The organism is Cecembia lonarensis LW9, assembly GCF_000298295.1.
GTDB lineage: Bacteria > Bacteroidota > Bacteroidia > Cytophagales > Cyclobacteriaceae > Cecembia > Cecembia lonarensis.
Genome location: NZ_AMGM01000038.1, coordinates 20,557 through 38,874, shown reverse-complemented (window position 1 = coordinate 38,874; position 18,318 = coordinate 20,557). Strand labels below are relative to the sequence as shown.

The following is an 18,318-nucleotide window of genomic DNA, read 5'->3' as shown; positions in this document are numbered from 1 at the left end:
TTGTGGCCTTATTGTTGTATAATATTTAGGGTATTCTGAAAAAACCCAATTGGAGAATAATTTATTTAAATTTTGATGGATACCCGATTTATTAAGCGTTGTCATTTTAAGCAGGTGCAACCTTATTAAATGATCTAGTTTGATTTGCATGCTTTTTCAGCAGACCCTATTTAAAAAGTATGTACTAGAATTTTACTGTCTTGCTCCGGCCAATAAATACAGGACTGCCATTCTAATGGCTACCCCATTTTCCACTTGCTGAAGGATAATGGAATGTTCACTGTCTGCCACATCTGAGTTCAATTCCACCCCTCGGTTGATCGGGCCGGGATGCATGATCACAATTTCTTTATCTAACTGATCCAACATCTTTTTATTTACCCCAAAATAAAGAGAATATTCTCTCAGTGATGGGAAATACTTGATTTGTTGTCTTTCAAGTTGGATCCTCAAAACATTAGCTACATCGCACCATTGTAAAGCTTTCTGAACATCCTGCCCCACCTTTACCCCTAGGCTTTCAATATGCTTAGGAATAAGGGTGGTAGGTCCACATACCATTACTTCGGCACCCAGTTTTTGCAAACAAAAGATATTGGAAAGGGCAACCCGGGAGTGAAGGATGTCACCAATAATGGCTATTTTTTTGCCTGCCACATCCCCAAGTTTTTCCCTAATGGAAAAGGCATCCAATAAAGCCTGTGTAGGGTGTTCATGGGTACCATCTCCTGCATTGACGATATTGGCTGAGATGTTGCGGGCCAGAAAATGAGGCGCTCCAGGGCTACTGTGACGCATGACTACCATATCCACTTTCATGGACAGGATATTGTTTACGGTATCAATCAAGGTCTCTCCTTTTTTTACCGAACTGTTGCTTGAGGAGAAATTGACCACATCGGCAGATAATCTTTTTTCAGCAAGCTCAAATGAAAGACGGGTTCTTGTAGAGTTTTCAAAAAATACATTCGCAATGGTAATGTCCCTCAGAGATGGCACCTTCCTGATCGGCCTGTTCAGCACCTCTTTGAAATTATCGGCAGTTTCGAAAATTAATTGAATATCATTTGCAGTGATGTCTTTGATGCCTAAGAGGTGTTTGGTGCTGAGCTGTGACATATGTAGATTTATGCTTTTTCTATTATCCAAACGGCGTTCTGTTCAAAATCTTTTTCTGTCCATTCCACCGATACATATTGGCTTTCTAGTGTATTGACTTTCACACCACAATAATCGGGCATGATGGGATAGTCCCGGGTGTACTTTCGGTCTACTAAAACCATGAGTTCTACTTTTTGGGGTCTACCAAATGCGATCATGGCGTCTAAAGCAGCCCTGACAGACCTTCCTTTGTAAAGTACATCATCAATGAGAATGACTTTTTTGCCTTCAATCAAAAATTCGATCTTAGTCTCATTTGCTTTGAGAGGTAAATCCCTTCTTCGAAAATCATCTCTATGGAATGTGGCATCCAAGTATCCAAAGGGGACACGAATGCCTGAAATTTCCTCCAGTGTCTTAACAATCTTATCCAAAACAATAGGACCCCTTGGCTGTAACCCCAAAAGCACTGTATTTTCAAAAGTATCGTGGTTTTCGATCAACTGATGACAGAATCGCTTCAAGATGATGGCGATCTGTTGTTGGTCCAGGACAAGTCGTTTTTGCATGGTATAGCTTTGCTTGCAAATATAAAAATAAAAGCGCAAGATAGAAGCCGGTAGGGATTCCCTTTTAGCAATTTGTATCAGGGGGATTCATTCTCGGGAACAAACTTATCCCCATCGACTGCTATTTTTGTAATGAAAAAAACTTCCTTGGTTTCTTCCCTGCCACTTTCACCCATGAACCTTACTCGCTGCTTCCCACTCAAAAGATAAAAGTTGTCATACCACCATGAAAGCTGTAAACTTATCTCCTGCGTGTCTCTGATCCGTTCATTTTCGTTTACCAAATCGATTTCAAAAGACTCATTTTCAAAATGAATCTCCCCATCTTTCATGTAACTCATGTAAATCTGTATGCCATCCAAATACAGAAAGTGGATCTTAATGCCATCGAAACTCAATTCCCCATATTTTCCGGGTATGGATGTAACCCTGTTCCCCAAGTTAAAAGCATTGTCCCAGATTACTTGTTCCTCCTTATCTATGTATATCATGTAGGCAGAGATAAACCTGTATTCCGCTTCCTGTTGCCAGGAAAATGGGCCATAGCGGTAATTGTTGAATAATTGGGAACCGTAAGCAGGTCCATAATTCATGCCATCGAAATACCGGCGATTAGGATTGAAACGATAGGCATCATTGGCATATACGCCATCTCTTGGGATATACCTGGGATTGGTAGCGTTAAACTTGTCACTATAAATGAGATATCCCCGATCAGTTGTGATTACTTCCCTAGCAGAAAAAACAGGTTTTATACTTGTCGTCTTGCCTTTGCTGAAGCGCCTTTCCAGGTCTCTCCATTTTTTTTCCTGTTGTCTTTCATTGAGGTAGTTGTAAAAATTGGGGAAATCTTCAAGGGTGTAGTATTTGATTTCAAATTCCCCAAATTCGTTGATTTCAGCAATATAAATGCCCTGATAAGCTTCTCTTTTCCTTTGACCAAAAGTACCTATCAAAGATTGCTGATAATTATCAATAGGTGTCAACATTCCCTCAACAATTTCTGTGTTACTGTCCTGAAGCTTTTCTATATTGATTTCCCTAACTTTGGAGCCATCCTGATCAAAAGAAAATATAGATACCTGCTTGGTTTTGTATTTATCTCTTTTACTCACCAGGGCATCGATGATTCCTAGTTCACTATCCTTTCTTAACTGAATTACCAAGGTTTCTTTCCCGTATATTCCCTGTACCGTAAAAACATTATTGGCTTCCATATCAAAAATCTGCAGCATTGGACGAAAATCTGCAGTTCCTAAAAAAACAGCTTTTTTGTTCAGTACGAAAAATTCTTTCAAATCCATGGGGTAGATATTTTCCAAAGAAATTTCATTGGCCTCCTCTGTGTCTAAATTGATTTCCAGTAAATATCTTTCTGAGGTTGCTGTAGTTCCCTTTTGCATCAAAGCGTATAGTAAATTCCCTTCCAGATCATAGCCAATAAGGTCAAAATTATCCTTAATCCTCACCTCCTTGATATCAGAAGCCCTTAAGTTAATGTCAGCGGTAAAATACTGGAATTTGGACCTGAGGTTAAAGCCTCTTTCTGGCTGGGCCCTAAATGCAATAATGCCATCCTGTTGTTGCAGGATCATGTAATCATTCTCCTGAAATTTGGTTTCAACCTCCAGCCTTTCAATAAATTGAAGTTGTCCCATCGTATGATGGATTACCATAAATAAAAGGAGTAATATACTGATAAGGGTTCTCATGAACTGGATTTCACTATCAATTCAAATTGTATTTTTTCTATGGGCATGACAGAAAGACGTGATTGTTTGACCAAAGGCATCGTATTCAGTAAATCATTTGCTTTGATTTGCTCTAAATTAATAGGATGGCTAAGAGATGCTTTTGGTTTTAATTTGACAGCTACCCAACCTTTGCCTTCTTTGTCATTGGGATCCGGAAATGCTTCTTCTGTAACTTCCGCCACGCCTATGACCTCCTTGGATTTACCACTATGATAGAACAATACAGGGTCTCCTAACTTCATGGCTTTTAGATAATTTCTTGCCTGAAAATTCCTAATACCATCCCAGATATCTTCTCCTTTTTTCTGAAGATCGTCCCAGCCGTATTCATTTGGTTCAGATTTCACCAACCAGTATTGCATAAGCTCCAAAATTTGATTCTATCGCATAAGATACTTTTTAAGATTTTATTTTAAAACAATTATTGATGACATTTGTCCTTATCAGTAACCAAAGATTGAATATTTTGGACCAAAAAAGCATTCTACGCCAACTCAAGCTCATCATCAAGCTGATGGAGCTGCACGATGAAAATTCATTTAAGATTAGGAGTTACCAGTCCACAGTAAACACCATCGATAGGGGAGATGTGATGGTCGAAGGAAAGGATATGGAGGAGCTACAATCCATCAATGGGATTGGAAAAAGTATTGCAGAAGTAATTTTTTCAATTGGTCAGACAGGTACCCATTCCTATTTGGAAGAGTTGCTGGGAAAAACACCTACCGGCATTTTGGAAGTATTGGAAATAAAGGGATTGGGTCCCAAAAAAGTAAAAGTGCTGTGGAAGGAATTGGATATTACTTCTACCCATGAGCTCCTGGAAGCCTGCCAAGCAGGTCAGGTGGCTAAAATCAAGGGTTTTGGTGAAAAAACCCAGGAAAGTATCATTCAAGCCTTGGAATTCAGGGCTTCAAATATGGGCAAATGGCTTTATGCCGATATAGAAGAATCCATGGATGCTCTTTCCAAGCAGTTTTTGTCCTTGAATGGGGTTGAAAAAGCAGTAACTGTGGGGGATTATGCCAGGAAAATGGAAATCATCTCTACAGTAGAGTGGTTACTGACAAGTACTGACCTTAAGACTGCAATGAATGGCATCAATGGACTCAAAGTGCTTGAAAAGGATAATAGTAAATCAAGCCCATTTAAGTGGAGAGGCAAATTATTAGACCCTGAAGTGCACCTGCTTATCCATTTTTCAAAACCAGAAAATTTTATTGAGGAAAAAGTACTCAGAACGGGTAATAAAGCTCATTTACTATATCCACTGGAAGAAAATAAAACTTTGGTAGAAATATTGAAGAAAGATGGGCCTTTCGATTCTGAAGCCGAACTTTATAAACACCTTGGCATGCCTTTCATTCCAGAAGAGCTAAGAGAAGGTTTCATCGAGTTTGACCTTGCAAAGGAAAATAAAGTCCAGCATTTGCTCAAAGAAGAGGATTTAAAGGGAATTCTACATAATCACTCTACCTACAGTGACGGCAAGCATAGTCTAAGGCAAATGGCTGAAGCGTGCAGGGATTTGGGTTATGAATATTTGGGTATTTCTGACCATAGCAGGACCGCTTCCTATGCAGGAGGCTTAGAAATAGAAAAAGTACAAAAACAATGGGAAGAAATTGATGCTTTAAATGAAGACTTAGCACCATTTAAAATTTTCAAAGGTATAGAAAGTGACATCTTGACGGATGGAAATCTGGATTACCCTGACGATATTTTGGCAGGTTTTGATTTTGTGGTTTCCTCCGTGCATTCGAGTTTGGGAATGGAAAGGAAGCGGGCCACTGCCAGATTATTAAAGGCCATAGAAAATCCTTACACGACCATTTTGGGACACCCAACCGGAAGGCTCTTGTTAAGGAGGGAAGGTTACCCTTTGGATCATAAGGCCATCATCGATGCCTGTGCAGCCTATGACGTGATTATTGAGATCAATGCCAATCCATGGCGCCTTGATTTGGACTGGCGTTGGGTGAATTATGCCATGGAAAAGGGCGTTATGCTGTCGATTAATCCTGATGCACATGAGGTTGGCGGGTATGGAGATATGCGTTATGGTGTGATTGTGGGAAGAAAAGGTGGGCTCTCCAAGGCGATGACCTTCAATGCCAAACCTTTAGAGGAAGTGGAAAAATATTTTAGAGACAGAAAACAAAAAATCAAAAAGAGATGAGCAGTTGGATGGAAAAAGACCCGGAAATGTTGCTGAAGCGCTCATTTCTATTTGGCATAACGGGAATCATAATTTGTCTCATTCCTTTGGTTAATAATTATTTTCAGTTTCTACCTTTTTCTCACGGGCCGATTAACGGTGTAGGTATCGCTTTGCAGTTTTTTGGTTTAAGTATTGCTGTGCTGGTGCTTAGAAGAAGAAAACTAGGAGAGAAGCTTAAGGATAAGGCCAAAAAGATGATTTTGGTACTGGCAGTTGCTCTGATTTATTTTTTTATGGTGATTTGAAATTTATATCATTTCAAACCAAAATCATTGCGTCTAAAAATAAATAAAACGCTTAATTTTGAGTTTAAAATGCAAAAATCACTCTAAAGGGTGATGTTATGCACAGTTTTTTACAGCAACTTTGGACAACCGATACCGGTATTTTTACATGTTGGCCTCATGTTATTTGCTGAAATCCGTTGAGTGAAATAAAAGGATTTTGTTTGATTACTTAAAAGCATTTTGAAGCTTTTTGGTAGGGTACCTCATACACTGGGGTGGTTCATAAATTAAAATTTCGAATTAAACCCATAATTAAAATTTAAACTTATTATGAAAGCGATACAAATAAAAATAGGATGCCTAGTACTATTAGTGGGGCTTATGATGACTGCTTGTATAGAAGAAAGCATAAATGAACAGGTGAACATACCTCATATGGAAGAGGCATTGGCTTTGGAGCAATTTGACCTTTTTGAAGATGAAATCGGTCAGTTTCTACGAATGAATCCTTCTGATCAAAATAAATTATTGGCTCAGGTTAGAAGAGCAACGGCAAAATATCATAGGGTTGAAGTAGCTATCGAGGATGGCTATTTAGAAGCTTCCCACTGTGTGTATAACGATGAATTGGGCGCTGGTATGGGTTATCATTTTGTTAAAGGATCATTGGTGGATCCTAAATTTGACCCACTGATGCCTGAGGCACTCCTCTATGAAAAAGGAGAAAATGGTAAGTTTAAACTTATCGGTGTTGAATATATCATCATAGACATAGGGCAGGATCATCCACAATTTGGTAATCATCCTTTTGATGTTGGAGGAACACCGGTACCAGTTGATCATTACAGCCTTCATGTATGGACATGGAAGCACAACCCACTTGGCATGTATTTCCCCTACAATCCAAATGTGAGCTGTACAAACGCCATGACTCATTAACCCTGGTTGAACTTGATACATTAAGTGAACTCAAGTCGGGATTTTTCCTCGACGGGGCCCCTTGGAAATCATTTCCGGGGGCTTTTTTATATCTGTGTAAGCGCTTAGGGCTTAGGAGGAATGGGTTGATTTTGTAAAAATACAGAAGTGATTGGGTATACAATCCTAATGTCACTTTCTGCTCTGAATCGCTCAAGGACTGCCTCTGTCACTTGTTGTTCGTACACCCTTCTTTTCCTGGGATGGCAAAGGTAACGCAGGGAAAGCTGAATACCTCTTTCATGGATCTTTGTATATACGGTTGGCGTATATTGACCAAAATGAATAAAATGTTCTTTATGAGCTTTCATCATCGCCCTTTCTATGCTTTTGAACCCATCTTGCATCAATTCATAAAGGATATCTTTGAGCAATTGCTGTGCTTTTTTGTAATCAGAGTCCAAACTGATATACAGGTGCTGTTCATTCCAAATGTATTCAAATCCTTGGCTATAGTTTGCCTGAGGATCAGTGAACACTTTTCCATTGGGAACATGAACAATCCTTCCGGTGCTTTGCTCGGCATCCACCCAATTGCCTACTTCTAAAAGAGAAAACTGAAACAACCTTAAATCCACCACATCTCCTTTAAATTCTCCGATTTGTATCCGGTCACCTACATCGAAAGGTTTTCTCCAATAAATAAAAATCCAGCCAGCGATATTGACAAAAATGTCTTTTAAGGCAATGGCTATACCTGCCGATAATAAACCCAAGAAGGTGGTTATGGATTGGAAGTTGCTGATCCAGATATTGCCTATAAGTAACAATCCAATGAATGCCAAGGTGTATTGTATGGTCTTGCGCCAATGATATACCCGCTTCATGTCCTCATCCGTCCTGATACCGATCAGTTTGTAAGCCCCTTTTTTGATCAGCCAAAGGACCAATAGAATGATGACAGTCTTGTAGATATTCCACCTGACCTCATATTCTACGATATCGTTGAGATATTCTATCCAGTTTTCCATAACCCAAAAGTAAAGCTAAATGTACTTTTGATTATTCACAAAAGAAAATCCTTATAGTTATCCGGGCTGAGTACCTGCTGGATTGTGCCGGGATAAGCCTCCCAAAAGAAGCAGGAAGGAGTGCCCTTCTCTTTGGGTTCCACTTGGTCTCAAAGGCATGTAGCACAGCTCCCCTTTCCTCAAGCCAATCGAGTTCCAAGCTGTTGGTGGTTCTCCAGAAATATGTAATTCTTCGATCATAATCGAAAAAATACATGTTTATTTTCGATTTGAGCGCCATGTTTTCATTATGATGATTGTTTTCAGTTGTTTTTTTCCGTCAAACAGACCAATTAGCCTTTCAGTTTAAAAAATGTACTCGATGACAATATTTTCTGTAAATTTGTATCTCTATATCGAGCAATACGATCTTCCTAAAATTTTGCAAGGGTTTTGGGAACGCTTATATTTATTTAAATGCCCAAGTTATCTTCTGAGGACAAATTCTTGGATGTCTCCGACTATGGTAGACCTTTTGCAAGGACCTTTGTCAACCGCATTCAACATACCGATATCACACCCGTACAGGTTACTTATCTTTTTGGAATTAGCGGGCTCATTGCAGTGTATTGCATTTTAACTGGTCTTTATGTAACAGCGGGCCTATTTTTGATCATCAAGTCCATCTTAGATGCTGCAGACGGGGAACTCGCGCGTATCAAAAATCGGCCCTCGTATACGGGTAGATATTTAGACTCTATTTTTGATATTTTTCTGAATTTATTGGTTTTTGGTGCCGTATGGTATGTTACCGATACGTCCCTGCTATTGGCTGCACTCGCTTTTTTAAGCGTTCAGGTGCAAGGTACCCTCTACAACTATTATTATGTTATCCTTAGACATAATACTGAAGGAGGGGAAAAAACGAGCAGGATTGCTGAAAATGAGAGGCCAAAAGCCTTTCCAGTGGAAAGTCAACACACTGTAGACTTCTTATATGACACCTACAATGCGCTATATATAGCATTTGATAAATTGATATTTTATCTGGATCAAGATGCCTCTGAGGCGCCTGTTTTCCCTAAATGGTTTATGTCTGTAATCTCTATATATGGTTTGGGCTTTCAATTATTGCTCATTTCCATTATGTTGGCACTAGGTCTGGTAAATATTATTATCCCGTTCTTTATTGGGTATAATGTCTTCCTGCTGATCTTCATCGCAATTAGAAAATCTTTTCTCCGATAATATTCACTCACTTTTTAACATGATAGGGTTTTGAAAATCAAATCCCATTATTTATTACTTCGATAACTCCTCATGTCTCAATTTAAAATCAGGGAAAGAAGGGTTTGACATCCATAGAATGTTGTCATTTTCTTAGAATCCAAGATAAAGGATTTGAAACTTTCAGAAAGAACCATTTTCACTTCTTCATTTATTTCTGACAACTTCCTTCACGACCCTTGACTTTTAGATGAAAGTATGTTTAAATTATAAACATATTGTTGTCAATTATTTTGACATTTTGATATAAATAGATATTTATCCCACAAAGTGGGATGATATATATGGATATAACATGCGACATCTAACGGTTGATTTATGAGGGTTGAATCACCTCATTGTATACCTAGTCCAGATAGCTCCATTTATCTCTTGTCCACCGTATTGGGGCATCTATCTATATCACAGCCCAAAGGGCTGTATATATCCACATATATATCGCTTAGCTTATATCACGAAGTATATATCAATTTATATCGCCGACCGCAGGGAGGCATTATATCGCGAACTTGTCTACCAACAGGTAGAGCATATTTCGCCTAAAGCATATTTCAAAAAAATTCTATGTTTATCAATTGCCACTCTTACTACAGCTTCAAATACGGGATGCTATCCATCGAGTCCTTGGTGGCAGAAGCCAAAGGGAAAAAACTGGATGCACTGGCACTGACGGATATCAATTCGGTATCCGGCGTGTTCCCCTTTATCAAGGAAGCACAGAAGCAGGGTATTCATCCGGTGATCGGGATTGATTTCCGCAATGGGGTGAAGCAGCAGTACATAGGGCTGGCCAAAAATCAGGAGGGTTTTTACGAACTCAACCGTCACCTTTCCCATAGAAAAACCAAAGGAATACCTTTCGAAGAGAAAGCGCCGCCTTTTCAGCACAGTTTTATTGTGTATCCTTTTCGGGAAAAGACTTTTCCCCTGCGCGAAAATGAGTTTGTCGGTATCCATCCCTACCAACTCAACCGCCTCGTCAAGTCGCCTTGGTATCGCTATAAAGACAAACTGGTACTGTTACAGCCTGTCAGTTTTTCCTCTAAAATTGAATTTAATGCCCATCGTCTCCTTCGAGCTGTGGACAAAAACACCCTACTTAGCAAACTGGAACCCGAAGAACAGGGAGATATCAGCGATCAGTTTTATTCCTATGCCGACATGGTCGCCCGCTGCGAGGGGCACAGTTATCTCTTGTACAATTCACAGCGCTTACTCGAGGCCTGTCAGTTTTCCTTCTACTTTCAGGCAGTCAAAAACAAGCGGGATATCCTAGGTTCGGATTGGGAGGACTTTGATTGCCTGAGACAGGAAACTTTCAAGGGAGCAATCAACCGCTATCCTGATCTAACGCCCGAAATCAGTAAACGCCTGGAAAAGGAGCTGGAATTAATCCAACAGAAGGGATTTGTCTCCTACTTTCTGATCAATTATGATATCATCAGCTTTGCCCAGCAAAAAAACTATTACCATGTAGGTCGGGGCAGCGGGGCCAATAGCATCGTGGCCTATTGCCTAGGCATTACGGATGTGGACCCGATCGAACTGGATTTATACTTTGAGCGCTTTATCAACCTGTACCGGGAAAATCCCCCCGATTTTGATATTGACTTCAGTTGGACAGACCGGGATGAAGTTACGCAATACATATTTGACAAATACAACAAAGATGGGCAGGAACATGTGGCCTTGCTAGGTTCTTACAGTACTTTTCAGGCCAATTCCATGCTGCGGGAACTTGGAAAAGTTTTTGGTTTGCCCAAGACAGAAATCGAATCCTTGATTTACCATGCAGGCAAGTCCGAGTATGTTCCAGATCAGTATGGGAAATTGATTCTCAAGTACAGTCAGGTGCTGCACGGCATGCCTTCACACCTGACCATTCATGCTTGTGGTATTTTGATTTCCCACAAACCCATTCACTATTACACCGCTACAGAAATGCCTCCTAAGGGTTTTCCATTAGCCCATATCGATATGCATACGGCAGAGGAGATTGGCTTGCATAAGTTTGACATCCTCTCCCAGCGGGGCTTGGGACATATCAAAAGCGCCATAGAAATCATCTACCAAAATCAGGGAGTGAAAGTGGACATCCGACAGGTGGGAAAATTCAAAAAAGACCCCAAGATCAAAGAACTGTTACGAACAGGGCATACCATAGGCGCATTCTATGTGGAGTCTCCTGCCATGCGCATGTTGCTGGCCAAGATGAAGGCAGACGAGTACCTTGAGCTGGTAGCAGCGAGTTCCATCATCCGTCCGGGCGTGGCCCGCTCGGGAATGATGCGGGAATACATCCTCCGGCATGTAGATCCCCAAAGGCGCAAGCAGGCCCATCCTGTGATGATGGACATCATGCCTGAGACCTACGGCATCATGGTCTATCAGGAAGATGTGATCAAGGTGGCGCATTACTTTGCCGAACTCAGCCTTTCTGAAGCAGATATCCTGCGAAGGGGAATGAGTGGCAAGTCACGGTCCAAGGATGAATTCCAAAGGGTAAAGGATCAGTTTTTCATCAATTGTGAACGCCTCGGCAGAGATCCTAAGATTACGGCAGAAGTCTGGCATCAGATTGAGAGCTTTGCGGGCTACTCCTTTGCCAAGGGGCACTCGGCATCCTTTGCAGTCGAGAGTTATCAGAGTTTGTACCTGAAGGCCTACTTTCCATTGGAATTTATGGTGGGGGTGATCAATAACTTTGGGGGATTTTATCATACCGAGTTTTACATCCACGAGCTTCGTATGAACGGAGCCGATATCCAAGCCCCCCATATCAATGAAAGTGATTACCTGACCAATATCAAGGGAAAAACAGTATATCTGGGTTTGATTCATCTCAAGTACCTGGAGAAAGCAAGTGTGGAAAAGATTCTGAGCGAACGTAGAGCCAATGGATTTTTCGCAGGCTTATCTGACTTTATCGCAAGGGTGGGGATTAGCCTGGAGCAGTTACTGATTTTGATCCGCATTGGTTGTTTCCGCTTTACAGGCAAAAGCAAGCAGGAGTTGCTTTGGGAGGCGCATTTTATACTGAATAAACGCAAGGCGATCAGCACGGGGAATGAACTGTTCAGGCAGGCTGGTTTCAGAGAATTGCAGGTTCCCGAACTCGAGGCCTCCGATGTGCGGCAGGAGATTGTGGATCAGATTGATATTTTGGAGTTTCCTCTCGATTCCCCCTTTCACTTGGTCAAAGATCAGACTGTCCCTAGTATCAAAGCCAGGGATTTAAAGCAGTATCTGGGCAAACAAGTACAGATCATCGGTTACCTCGTGACGATCAAATACACCCGAACAGTGAAGGGCGATGTGATGAACTTCGGAACATTCGTCGATAGAGAAGGAGACTGGATAGATACCGTGCATTTTCCTCCTGTGGTGAAAAAACATCCTTTCAAAGGTCGTGGCATCTACCTGATCAAAGGCAAGGTGACGCAGGAATTTGACTTTTATAGCATTGAAGTGGATAGCTGCGAACGGATGGCCTATTGGAATGCGGGGGAGGGCTGAGCGTAAAAAAAGCTCCTGTGAAGCTTTTTAGCGAAGAGCCAGGATGTAAGGGGAATTGGTTCAAGCCGTGGCGAATTTAACCAAAAAGTCTAATTTAACTTGTTTTTTTAATATTGGAAGGATCTCTGCTGGTATGAAAAACATCAAGTACATATACAGCTTCGGACGCAACTTCATAAATAATTTTATAACTCCACACCACCTTGTATCTGAAATCTCCTTCTGCATTTAACAGGTAATGCTCTTTTTCAAATTTTTCAGGAAAATCGCCTAGCGTTTTTGTCTGAGATACTATTTCATCTCTTACTTTTTTGGCAACATCTATGGACTGACGGTTTTTAATATAAAGGTAAATTTGCTTCAAAGCTTCTTTGGCCTCATTAGCCCAAACGACTTTTACCTTTCTTTTTACCACTTTTCGATTTCCTTTTCAAGATCCTCTTGAGTGGTAAAATGTCCTGATTGGATACTTTTCTTAGCAGCAATAATTCTTCTATTTATCTGCTCTTCACTCAGAGGTTCTCCTGCTAGGGTAAAATCCTCGCGGACATACTCTTTTGCCACAGCATAAAGTAAGCTCAAAAGTCTGTCATCACTTTCTTCGATAAGTTGGAAAAGTTCATCTTTAATCTTTGGTGTACCCATGGTTACAATTTTTATCTAAAATAACGATTATCAAACAAAATAGGATATGATCCTTGATGATTTTTAAATATTCAATAATTGCTAACAAGAAACACCTTTTTTTTATTCTCATATCCGATCCAAGACTTACCCTTGAACCAAACTGGTCATAACAGGCCCCTTCGCCGCGTCAAATTGTACCACTTGGGCCGATTTACTTTCCCAAAAAACTCCTTAAATCCATATGCCCAATACCCTCAAATGTGCTCCCCTCAAACCTGTCCATGGTAATGACAGTCTTTGGATAGTTGTCCTTGATTTTTTTGAGATTTCCAAATTCCCTTTCCAGTGTTTTTGTTTCATTGATACTTAATGCAACCTGGAAATAGCTTGTTTCTCCATTCTTTTGACAGACGAAATCAATTTCCTGTTTGTCAATTATCCCAACCTTAACTGAGTATCCTTTAAAAATCAAATGGTTATACACCACATTTTCCAAAATCTTCCCTCGATCCTCAGGACGGTATCCCCAAATCCCATGTCGGATCCCTAAATTTTCAAAGTAAAACTTATCCCCCACCTCAAACAAGCGCTTTCCTACGATATCATAGCGGGGTACTTTATGAACCAAAAATGCATTGGAAAGGTGTTCGATATAGGTTTGTACCTGATTGTGGGCCATATTGATTTTTTGGGATTTTAAAAAATCCGAAATTTTCTTGGCAGAAAATAAACTTCCGGTATTGCTGGCTAAAAAAAGAACAAGTTGTTCTAAGAATCCCGTATTCCTGACGCCATACCTATTGATGATGTCCCGGTAAACAATTGTTGAGTAAATGTTTTTCAGGTATTCAAAAACAATGGCATCCTTCAGTTCCAAGTGCTTCAGGTAAGGCAATCCCCCATATTTCAAATATTTTTCAAGACTCTCTGAATTATCCTCCAATTGATGAAAATTCAAAAATTCCAGGTAAGCAAGACTAAATACGGTAATTTCAATATATCTCCCGCTCAGATACCCTGCGATATCCCCGGAAAGCAAATTAGCATTACTGCCGGTACAGTAGATGTCAAGTTCTTCATCTAAGAGCAGGGATCTTAGTGCATCTCCAAAATCTACAATGTCCTGTATCTCATCAATGAAAATATAATTCATCCTTCCGGTTTTCTTTTTATCCCGGACATATTGGTACAGGTCTTTTGCTTCTTTCATCCATGAAAAATCCAAGTCCTCTTTGTTGATGTAAATGATTGGGGTACTTATGTCTTTTTCTTGCAGTGCTTTAATTAGCTGAAACAATAAATAACTTTTCCCTACCCTTCTTTGACCTGTCAATACTTTTATCAAACCTTTTCCCATAAAGGGTTTAACTTTGTCCAGATATACCTGACGGGTATTTAATTTTTGAGGAAGATTAATCATTTTATGAAAATACAATTGAAATTACAATCAAATATATTATTTATTGTAAATGTATTTACAATTATTGTTAAATTAATTCAAAAATAAAATCATGATTATAATTTTTTAAGTTGAACCCTTCCCGTAAACTTTGATCCATTACATATTGGTTACCAACTAAGCTTTCAAGCTTAGCGATATCCTTAGAACTGGTCCAAGCCCGCATGCTTCGGGCAGGACTAAGTCTTGAACCAAAATCACCCAACCCAAAAAAACGAATGAAAACCAAATCATTGTTGGACATTTTTCGTTATCTTAGTAGACATATTTCTTCATGCGTCATGAGAAAAAAGACCTCAAAAGTAAATGAGCCCGCTGTAGCATCCTATGGCAAAGCGGCCTTCTCGGTAGATTCCATACTTAATATGGAAATGGGACACTTCGACGAGCCTTTAAGCAGGGTGGAGACCTTTCGTGAGGGGCTTGGAAAAGATGCTTTTGAAAGTCTAAAGGCCGTGGCTGGCTTGGACTATAATACCCTAGCTACTGCATTGGGAATTTCCGCCAAGACCATTCAGCGTAAGGAAGTTTTTGACACCATACAATCTGAAAAGATGTTTGAGCTTGCTGAGCTTTATGCCATAGGCATTGCCTATTTTGGACTGGAAGGCTTCAGGAATTGGATGGAGCGACCCCTATTTTCTATTGGTAACAGGAAGCCCTTAGATTTAATTGATGTATCTGAGGGATTGGCTATTCTAAAGTCAGAAATCATGCGTTTGCAGCATGGGATAGCCATCTAAGAAGCATGAAAGTCTTTAGAATAGCCCTGACCCAATACTGCGATGCCAGCGGAGAAGGAGCCAAACGCTTTGGAGGTAGATGGAACTTGCCGGGCCACTCTGCAATCTATGCTGGAGCAAGTATAGCCTCTTCCTTGCTTGAAAGATTGACCATAGATCCGGAATTATTTGCTTCTGACAGGTATGTCAAATATTCGGTAATGGAAATCAATTTGCCTGCAGAACATATTTTCACCCCTTCCTTAGGCGAACTTCCTGCTGGCTGGAATTTGATACCTGCTACAAAATCATCGATGAATTATGGTGCCGGCCTTTTGCAGTCAGGACTACTGTCCTTTGCAGTGCCTTCGGTGGTGGATCCGAGTTCTCTGAACTATGTCATCAATCCCCTCTCTCCAAAATTCAACTTGATCAAATACAGGGTTTATCCTTTGCCACTGGACAAAAGACTGATTAGAAGTGTATAAAATGATGTGAACTACCATTGACAGAAATGTACGTCACTCTGACGAAGGAAGAGTCTCCCAAAATAGAGGAGATGCTTCACTACGTTCAGCATGACGCGTAATTTTGTCATTACCCTTTCTGTACTTTTTCCAAAATGTTAAAATCTCAGTATGATTAGCCTAATTCTTACTTTTTCCTGCTTCCAAAAAATTGCCTTATAAAATCCTGACAGTTCATCACAGGGATCTCTGAAAAGTGAAAATCATTGATATCCTCAGTGATTAGTACATCGCAGCCCTTATCAAGCGTAGAATAATACTCCAAAGCATCTTCAAAATCAATTGGGTATGGAAACATCGATGCTTGATTCACAGTCGACTGATCCACAGATGTACTTTTTATTTTTTCGGATAAAATCTGCAACTTTTGTTGGGCTATTTTACTTCCACTTTTTTTCTCAGAAAAATAATAGGCGATCGCTAAGCAAATAGGCGAAGTATATACCTGAAAGTTGGGCTTGTCTACTAAACTCAGCACCCTAGCGGCATAAGAGAATACGGGATACTCATGGTTGAGTACAGCCACAAGTACATTGGCATCAAGAAATAGTCTCATTTTTTGGTATCGAAATAGGAGGACTTTAAGTCTTTTCGGCTTTTGGATTTGCCATAGGTAGCTTCACCTTCTGCCAACATCGATACCCAATCCGAAACAGGTAACTCATCCAAATGCTTATAGTCACCTGAAACGATTTTCTGATATAAAAATTCGGTCAAACGAGACAAACTCATATTTTGCTCTGAAGCAAATTTTTTAGCTTTCTCGATAACCGCTTTATTGAATGAAAGTGTAATTTTAGCATCCATAATTTTAGTGATTTTTACACGTACAAAAATATAAATTTTTACGTAAAAATTCCATGTATGAACCATTTTTTAACTCATTTTCAGTAACTTCGTACTATGGAACAAGATAAGGAGATTTCAAAAATCGAAGAACCCATTAGTGAATATGGCAGGTTCTCCTATGCTGACTACTTGACCTGGCAAATGGAGGAAATGGTCGAGCTGATCAAAGGCAAAATCTTCAAACACACGGCTGCTCCAAGGGTAAATCATCAAAGGTTATCCCTAAAAATATCCAGTGAGCTTTACAATATTTTGAAGGGTAAAAAATGTGAGGTTTTTGCATCTCCTTTTGATGTTCGTTTACCTGTCAAGTCCAAAAGGAATGAAGATATTGACACTGTAGTACAACCTGATATCTGTGTGGTTTGCGATCCTGAAAAGATTGATGAACTTGGGTGTGTGGGGGCGCCGGATTTGATTGTAGAAATACTATCTCCAGGAAATAACCAAAAAGAATTACATAACAAGTATGAAGTCTATGAAGAGTCGGGTGTGAAGGAGTATTGGGTGATTCACCCCAATGAATGCACGCTCTTGATTTACAATTTGATCAATGGTAAATATCAAGCTTCAAAGCTTTTTACCCATGGAGATGTGGTGAAATCTGATGCAGTGGAAGGATTTCAGCTAGATTTAACTGAGATTTTTGAAAATATCCAATGACATCCTGTTCCTTATTGGTAGGCTAGAATCTGCAAAAATTTTATTTACTTGGCTATTTTCCCTCTTGGTCCTTCAGACTTGGATCATTTGAAACCACAGTCTTCAGACTGCATTGGGACAGTCTGAAGACTTGTCATCTTAACAGGTCCAAGCCCTCCTGCACCGGGCAGGACTAAGTCTTGAAACCCTGGAGACTGAAAACTTAGGCCTTTCATTTCTATTTCAAAACAAGTAAATTTATTCCATGGAAAAGGATGATTTAAAAAACCGGGTAGAAGATCCGCCTTCACTATATGGGCACTACACCTATGCAGATTACCTGACATGGCAGATGGATGAAATGGTCGAGTTGATCAAAGGTAAGATTTTCAAACAGGTAGCAGCTCCTAGGGTTAGCCACCAAAGAATTGCAGGCCTGATTTTCACAAGACTTTTTCTTCATCTTGAAAAAAAACAATGTGAAGCTTTTATCGCACCTTTTGACGTTAGACTACCAGTTAAATCCAAAAGGAATGAAGATATTGACACGGTAGTTCAGCCGGATATCTGCGTCGTATGTGATCCTGATAAGATAGATGAACTGGGATGTGTGGGTGCTCCGGACTTAGTCGTAGAAATCCTCTCTCCCGGAAACAACAAAAAAGAACTCCAGAATAAATATGAAGTTTACAAGGAGTCAGGGGTAAAGGAATATTGGATTATCCATCCCAATGAATGTACTTTGATCATATATACCCTGATAGAGGACAAATATCAAGCTTCAAGGATTTTTACACATGGTGATAAGGTAGCTTCTCAAGCTGTAGAAGGTTTTACTTTGGATTTGGAAGAGGTATTTGAAGGTATGATGTGACAAATCATTCTCATT

Annotated in this window: 20 protein-coding genes; 9 read left to right on the top strand and 11 right to left on the bottom strand. The window is 40.0% G+C overall.

The features are described 5' to 3' along the window. Positions 1–192: 192 nt before the first annotated feature. The 4 genes from B879_RS12335 to B879_RS12320 form a co-directional block, all read right to left on the bottom strand. On the bottom strand, positions 193–1,119 hold the full coding sequence (locus tag B879_RS12335; RefSeq protein WP_009185518.1) for an aspartate carbamoyltransferase catalytic subunit: 927 nt from the start codon (positions 1,117–1,119) through the stop codon (positions 193–195). 8 nt (positions 1,120–1,127) lie between these two features. Continuing rightward, positions 1,128–1,670 carry a bifunctional pyr operon transcriptional regulator/uracil phosphoribosyltransferase PyrR gene (gene pyrR / locus B879_RS12330; RefSeq protein WP_009185517.1) on the bottom strand — a complete coding sequence of 181 codons (543 nt, stop codon included), beginning with the start codon at positions 1,668–1,670 and terminating at the stop codon, positions 1,128–1,130. A 77-nt stretch (positions 1,671–1,747) separates the two neighbouring features. Further along, entirely contained in the window at positions 1,748–3,382 is a 1,635-nt protein-coding gene (locus B879_RS12325) for a hypothetical protein (protein ID WP_009185516.1), read from the bottom strand. Beyond that, positions 3,379–3,786: an EVE domain-containing protein gene (locus B879_RS12320; RefSeq protein WP_009185515.1), complete on the bottom strand. Its 408-nt coding sequence runs from the start codon at positions 3,784–3,786 to the stop codon at positions 3,379–3,381. The genes B879_RS12325 and B879_RS12320 overlap by 4 nt, the downstream gene beginning before the upstream one ends. Before the next feature lie 65 nt (positions 3,787–3,851). Between B879_RS12320 and B879_RS12315 the strand changes: the two genes are divergently transcribed. The 3 genes from B879_RS12315 to B879_RS12305 all read left to right on the top strand — a co-directional run bounded on the left by B879_RS12315 (position 3,852) and on the right by B879_RS12305 (position 6,811). Beyond that, positions 3,852–5,603, top strand: a complete 1,752-nt coding sequence (locus B879_RS12315; RefSeq protein ID WP_009185514.1) for a DNA polymerase/3'-5' exonuclease PolX — start codon at positions 3,852–3,854, stop codon at positions 5,601–5,603. Next, positions 5,600–5,890, top strand: a complete 291-nt coding sequence (locus B879_RS12310; protein WP_009185513.1) for a hypothetical protein — start codon at positions 5,600–5,602, stop codon at positions 5,888–5,890. Before B879_RS12315 ends, B879_RS12310 begins: the two co-directional genes overlap by 4 nt. A gap of 312 nt (positions 5,891–6,202) precedes the next feature. After that, the gene (locus tag B879_RS12305; RefSeq protein ID WP_009185512.1) at positions 6,203–6,811 is read left to right on the top strand and encodes a hypothetical protein; all 609 of its coding nucleotides are present in this window, start codon (positions 6,203–6,205) and stop codon (positions 6,809–6,811) included. 104 nt (positions 6,812–6,915) lie between these two features. Here the strand turns inward: B879_RS12305 and B879_RS12300 are convergent, their stop codons facing one another. Together B879_RS12300 and B879_RS12295 are read right to left on the bottom strand one after the other, a co-directional pair. Next, positions 6,916–7,821, bottom strand: a complete 906-nt coding sequence (locus B879_RS12300) for a mechanosensitive ion channel family protein (protein WP_009185511.1) — start codon at positions 7,819–7,821, stop codon at positions 6,916–6,918. A gap of 57 nt (positions 7,822–7,878) precedes the next feature. Further along, on the bottom strand, positions 7,879–8,061 hold the full coding sequence (locus tag B879_RS12295) for a hypothetical protein (protein ID WP_040400622.1): 183 nt from the start codon (positions 8,059–8,061) through the stop codon (positions 7,879–7,881). 216 nt (positions 8,062–8,277) lie between these two features. Between B879_RS12295 and B879_RS12290 the strand changes: the two genes are divergently transcribed. Then, positions 8,278–9,048: a CDP-alcohol phosphatidyltransferase family protein gene (locus B879_RS12290; protein ID WP_009185509.1), complete on the top strand. Its 771-nt coding sequence runs from the start codon at positions 8,278–8,280 to the stop codon at positions 9,046–9,048. A 603-nt stretch (positions 9,049–9,651) separates the two neighbouring features. After that, the gene (locus tag B879_RS12285; protein WP_009185508.1) at positions 9,652–12,603 is read left to right on the top strand and encodes a DNA polymerase III subunit alpha; all 2,952 of its coding nucleotides are present in this window, start codon (positions 9,652–9,654) and stop codon (positions 12,601–12,603) included. Between the two features lie 94 nt (positions 12,604–12,697). On the opposite strand, the gene B879_RS12280 is transcribed toward B879_RS12285, so the two are convergent. The 3 genes from B879_RS12280 to B879_RS12270 form a co-directional block, all read right to left on the bottom strand. Next, the gene (locus tag B879_RS12280; RefSeq protein ID WP_009185507.1) at positions 12,698–13,018 is read right to left on the bottom strand and encodes a type II toxin-antitoxin system RelE/ParE family toxin; all 321 of its coding nucleotides are present in this window, start codon (positions 13,016–13,018) and stop codon (positions 12,698–12,700) included. Then, complete coding sequence (locus tag B879_RS12275; RefSeq protein WP_009185506.1) at positions 13,012–13,248, bottom strand: hypothetical protein; 237 nt, start codon at positions 13,246–13,248, stop codon at positions 13,012–13,014. Before B879_RS12275 ends, B879_RS12280 begins: the two co-directional genes overlap by 7 nt. Before the next feature lie 193 nt (positions 13,249–13,441). After that, the gene (locus B879_RS12270) at positions 13,442–14,650 is read right to left on the bottom strand and encodes an ATP-binding protein (RefSeq protein ID WP_009185505.1); all 1,209 of its coding nucleotides are present in this window, start codon (positions 14,648–14,650) and stop codon (positions 13,442–13,444) included. Positions 14,651–14,907: 257 nt separating this feature from the next. Between B879_RS12270 and B879_RS12260 the strand changes: the two genes are divergently transcribed. Beyond that, on the top strand, positions 14,908–15,432 hold the full coding sequence (locus B879_RS12260) for an Xre family toxin-antitoxin system antitoxin (protein ID WP_238542132.1): 525 nt from the start codon (positions 14,908–14,910) through the stop codon (positions 15,430–15,432). A 5-nt stretch (positions 15,433–15,437) separates the two neighbouring features. Continuing rightward, positions 15,438–15,899 carry an RES family NAD+ phosphorylase gene (locus B879_RS12255; RefSeq protein ID WP_009185502.1) on the top strand — a complete coding sequence of 154 codons (462 nt, stop codon included), beginning with the start codon at positions 15,438–15,440 and terminating at the stop codon, positions 15,897–15,899. A gap of 166 nt (positions 15,900–16,065) precedes the next feature. On the opposite strand, the gene B879_RS12250 is transcribed toward B879_RS12255, so the two are convergent. Further along, the gene (locus B879_RS12250; protein ID WP_009185501.1) at positions 16,066–16,494 is read right to left on the bottom strand and encodes a PIN domain-containing protein; all 429 of its coding nucleotides are present in this window, start codon (positions 16,492–16,494) and stop codon (positions 16,066–16,068) included. Further along, a complete protein-coding gene (locus B879_RS12245) occupies positions 16,491–16,745 on the bottom strand; it encodes a DUF6364 family protein (protein ID WP_009185500.1) in 255 nt (84 codons plus the stop codon). Before B879_RS12245 ends, B879_RS12250 begins: the two co-directional genes overlap by 4 nt. Positions 16,746–16,841: 96 nt before the next feature. Here B879_RS12245 and B879_RS12240 point away from each other — a divergent pair, with 96 nt between their 5' ends. Continuing rightward, the gene (locus B879_RS12240) at positions 16,842–17,450 is read left to right on the top strand and encodes a Uma2 family endonuclease (protein ID WP_009185499.1); all 609 of its coding nucleotides are present in this window, start codon (positions 16,842–16,844) and stop codon (positions 17,448–17,450) included. 244 nt (positions 17,451–17,694) lie between these two features. Further along, on the top strand, positions 17,695–18,303 hold the full coding sequence (locus B879_RS12235) for a Uma2 family endonuclease (RefSeq protein ID WP_009185498.1): 609 nt from the start codon (positions 17,695–17,697) through the stop codon (positions 18,301–18,303). The last annotated feature ends 15 nt before the right edge of the window (positions 18,304–18,318 follow it).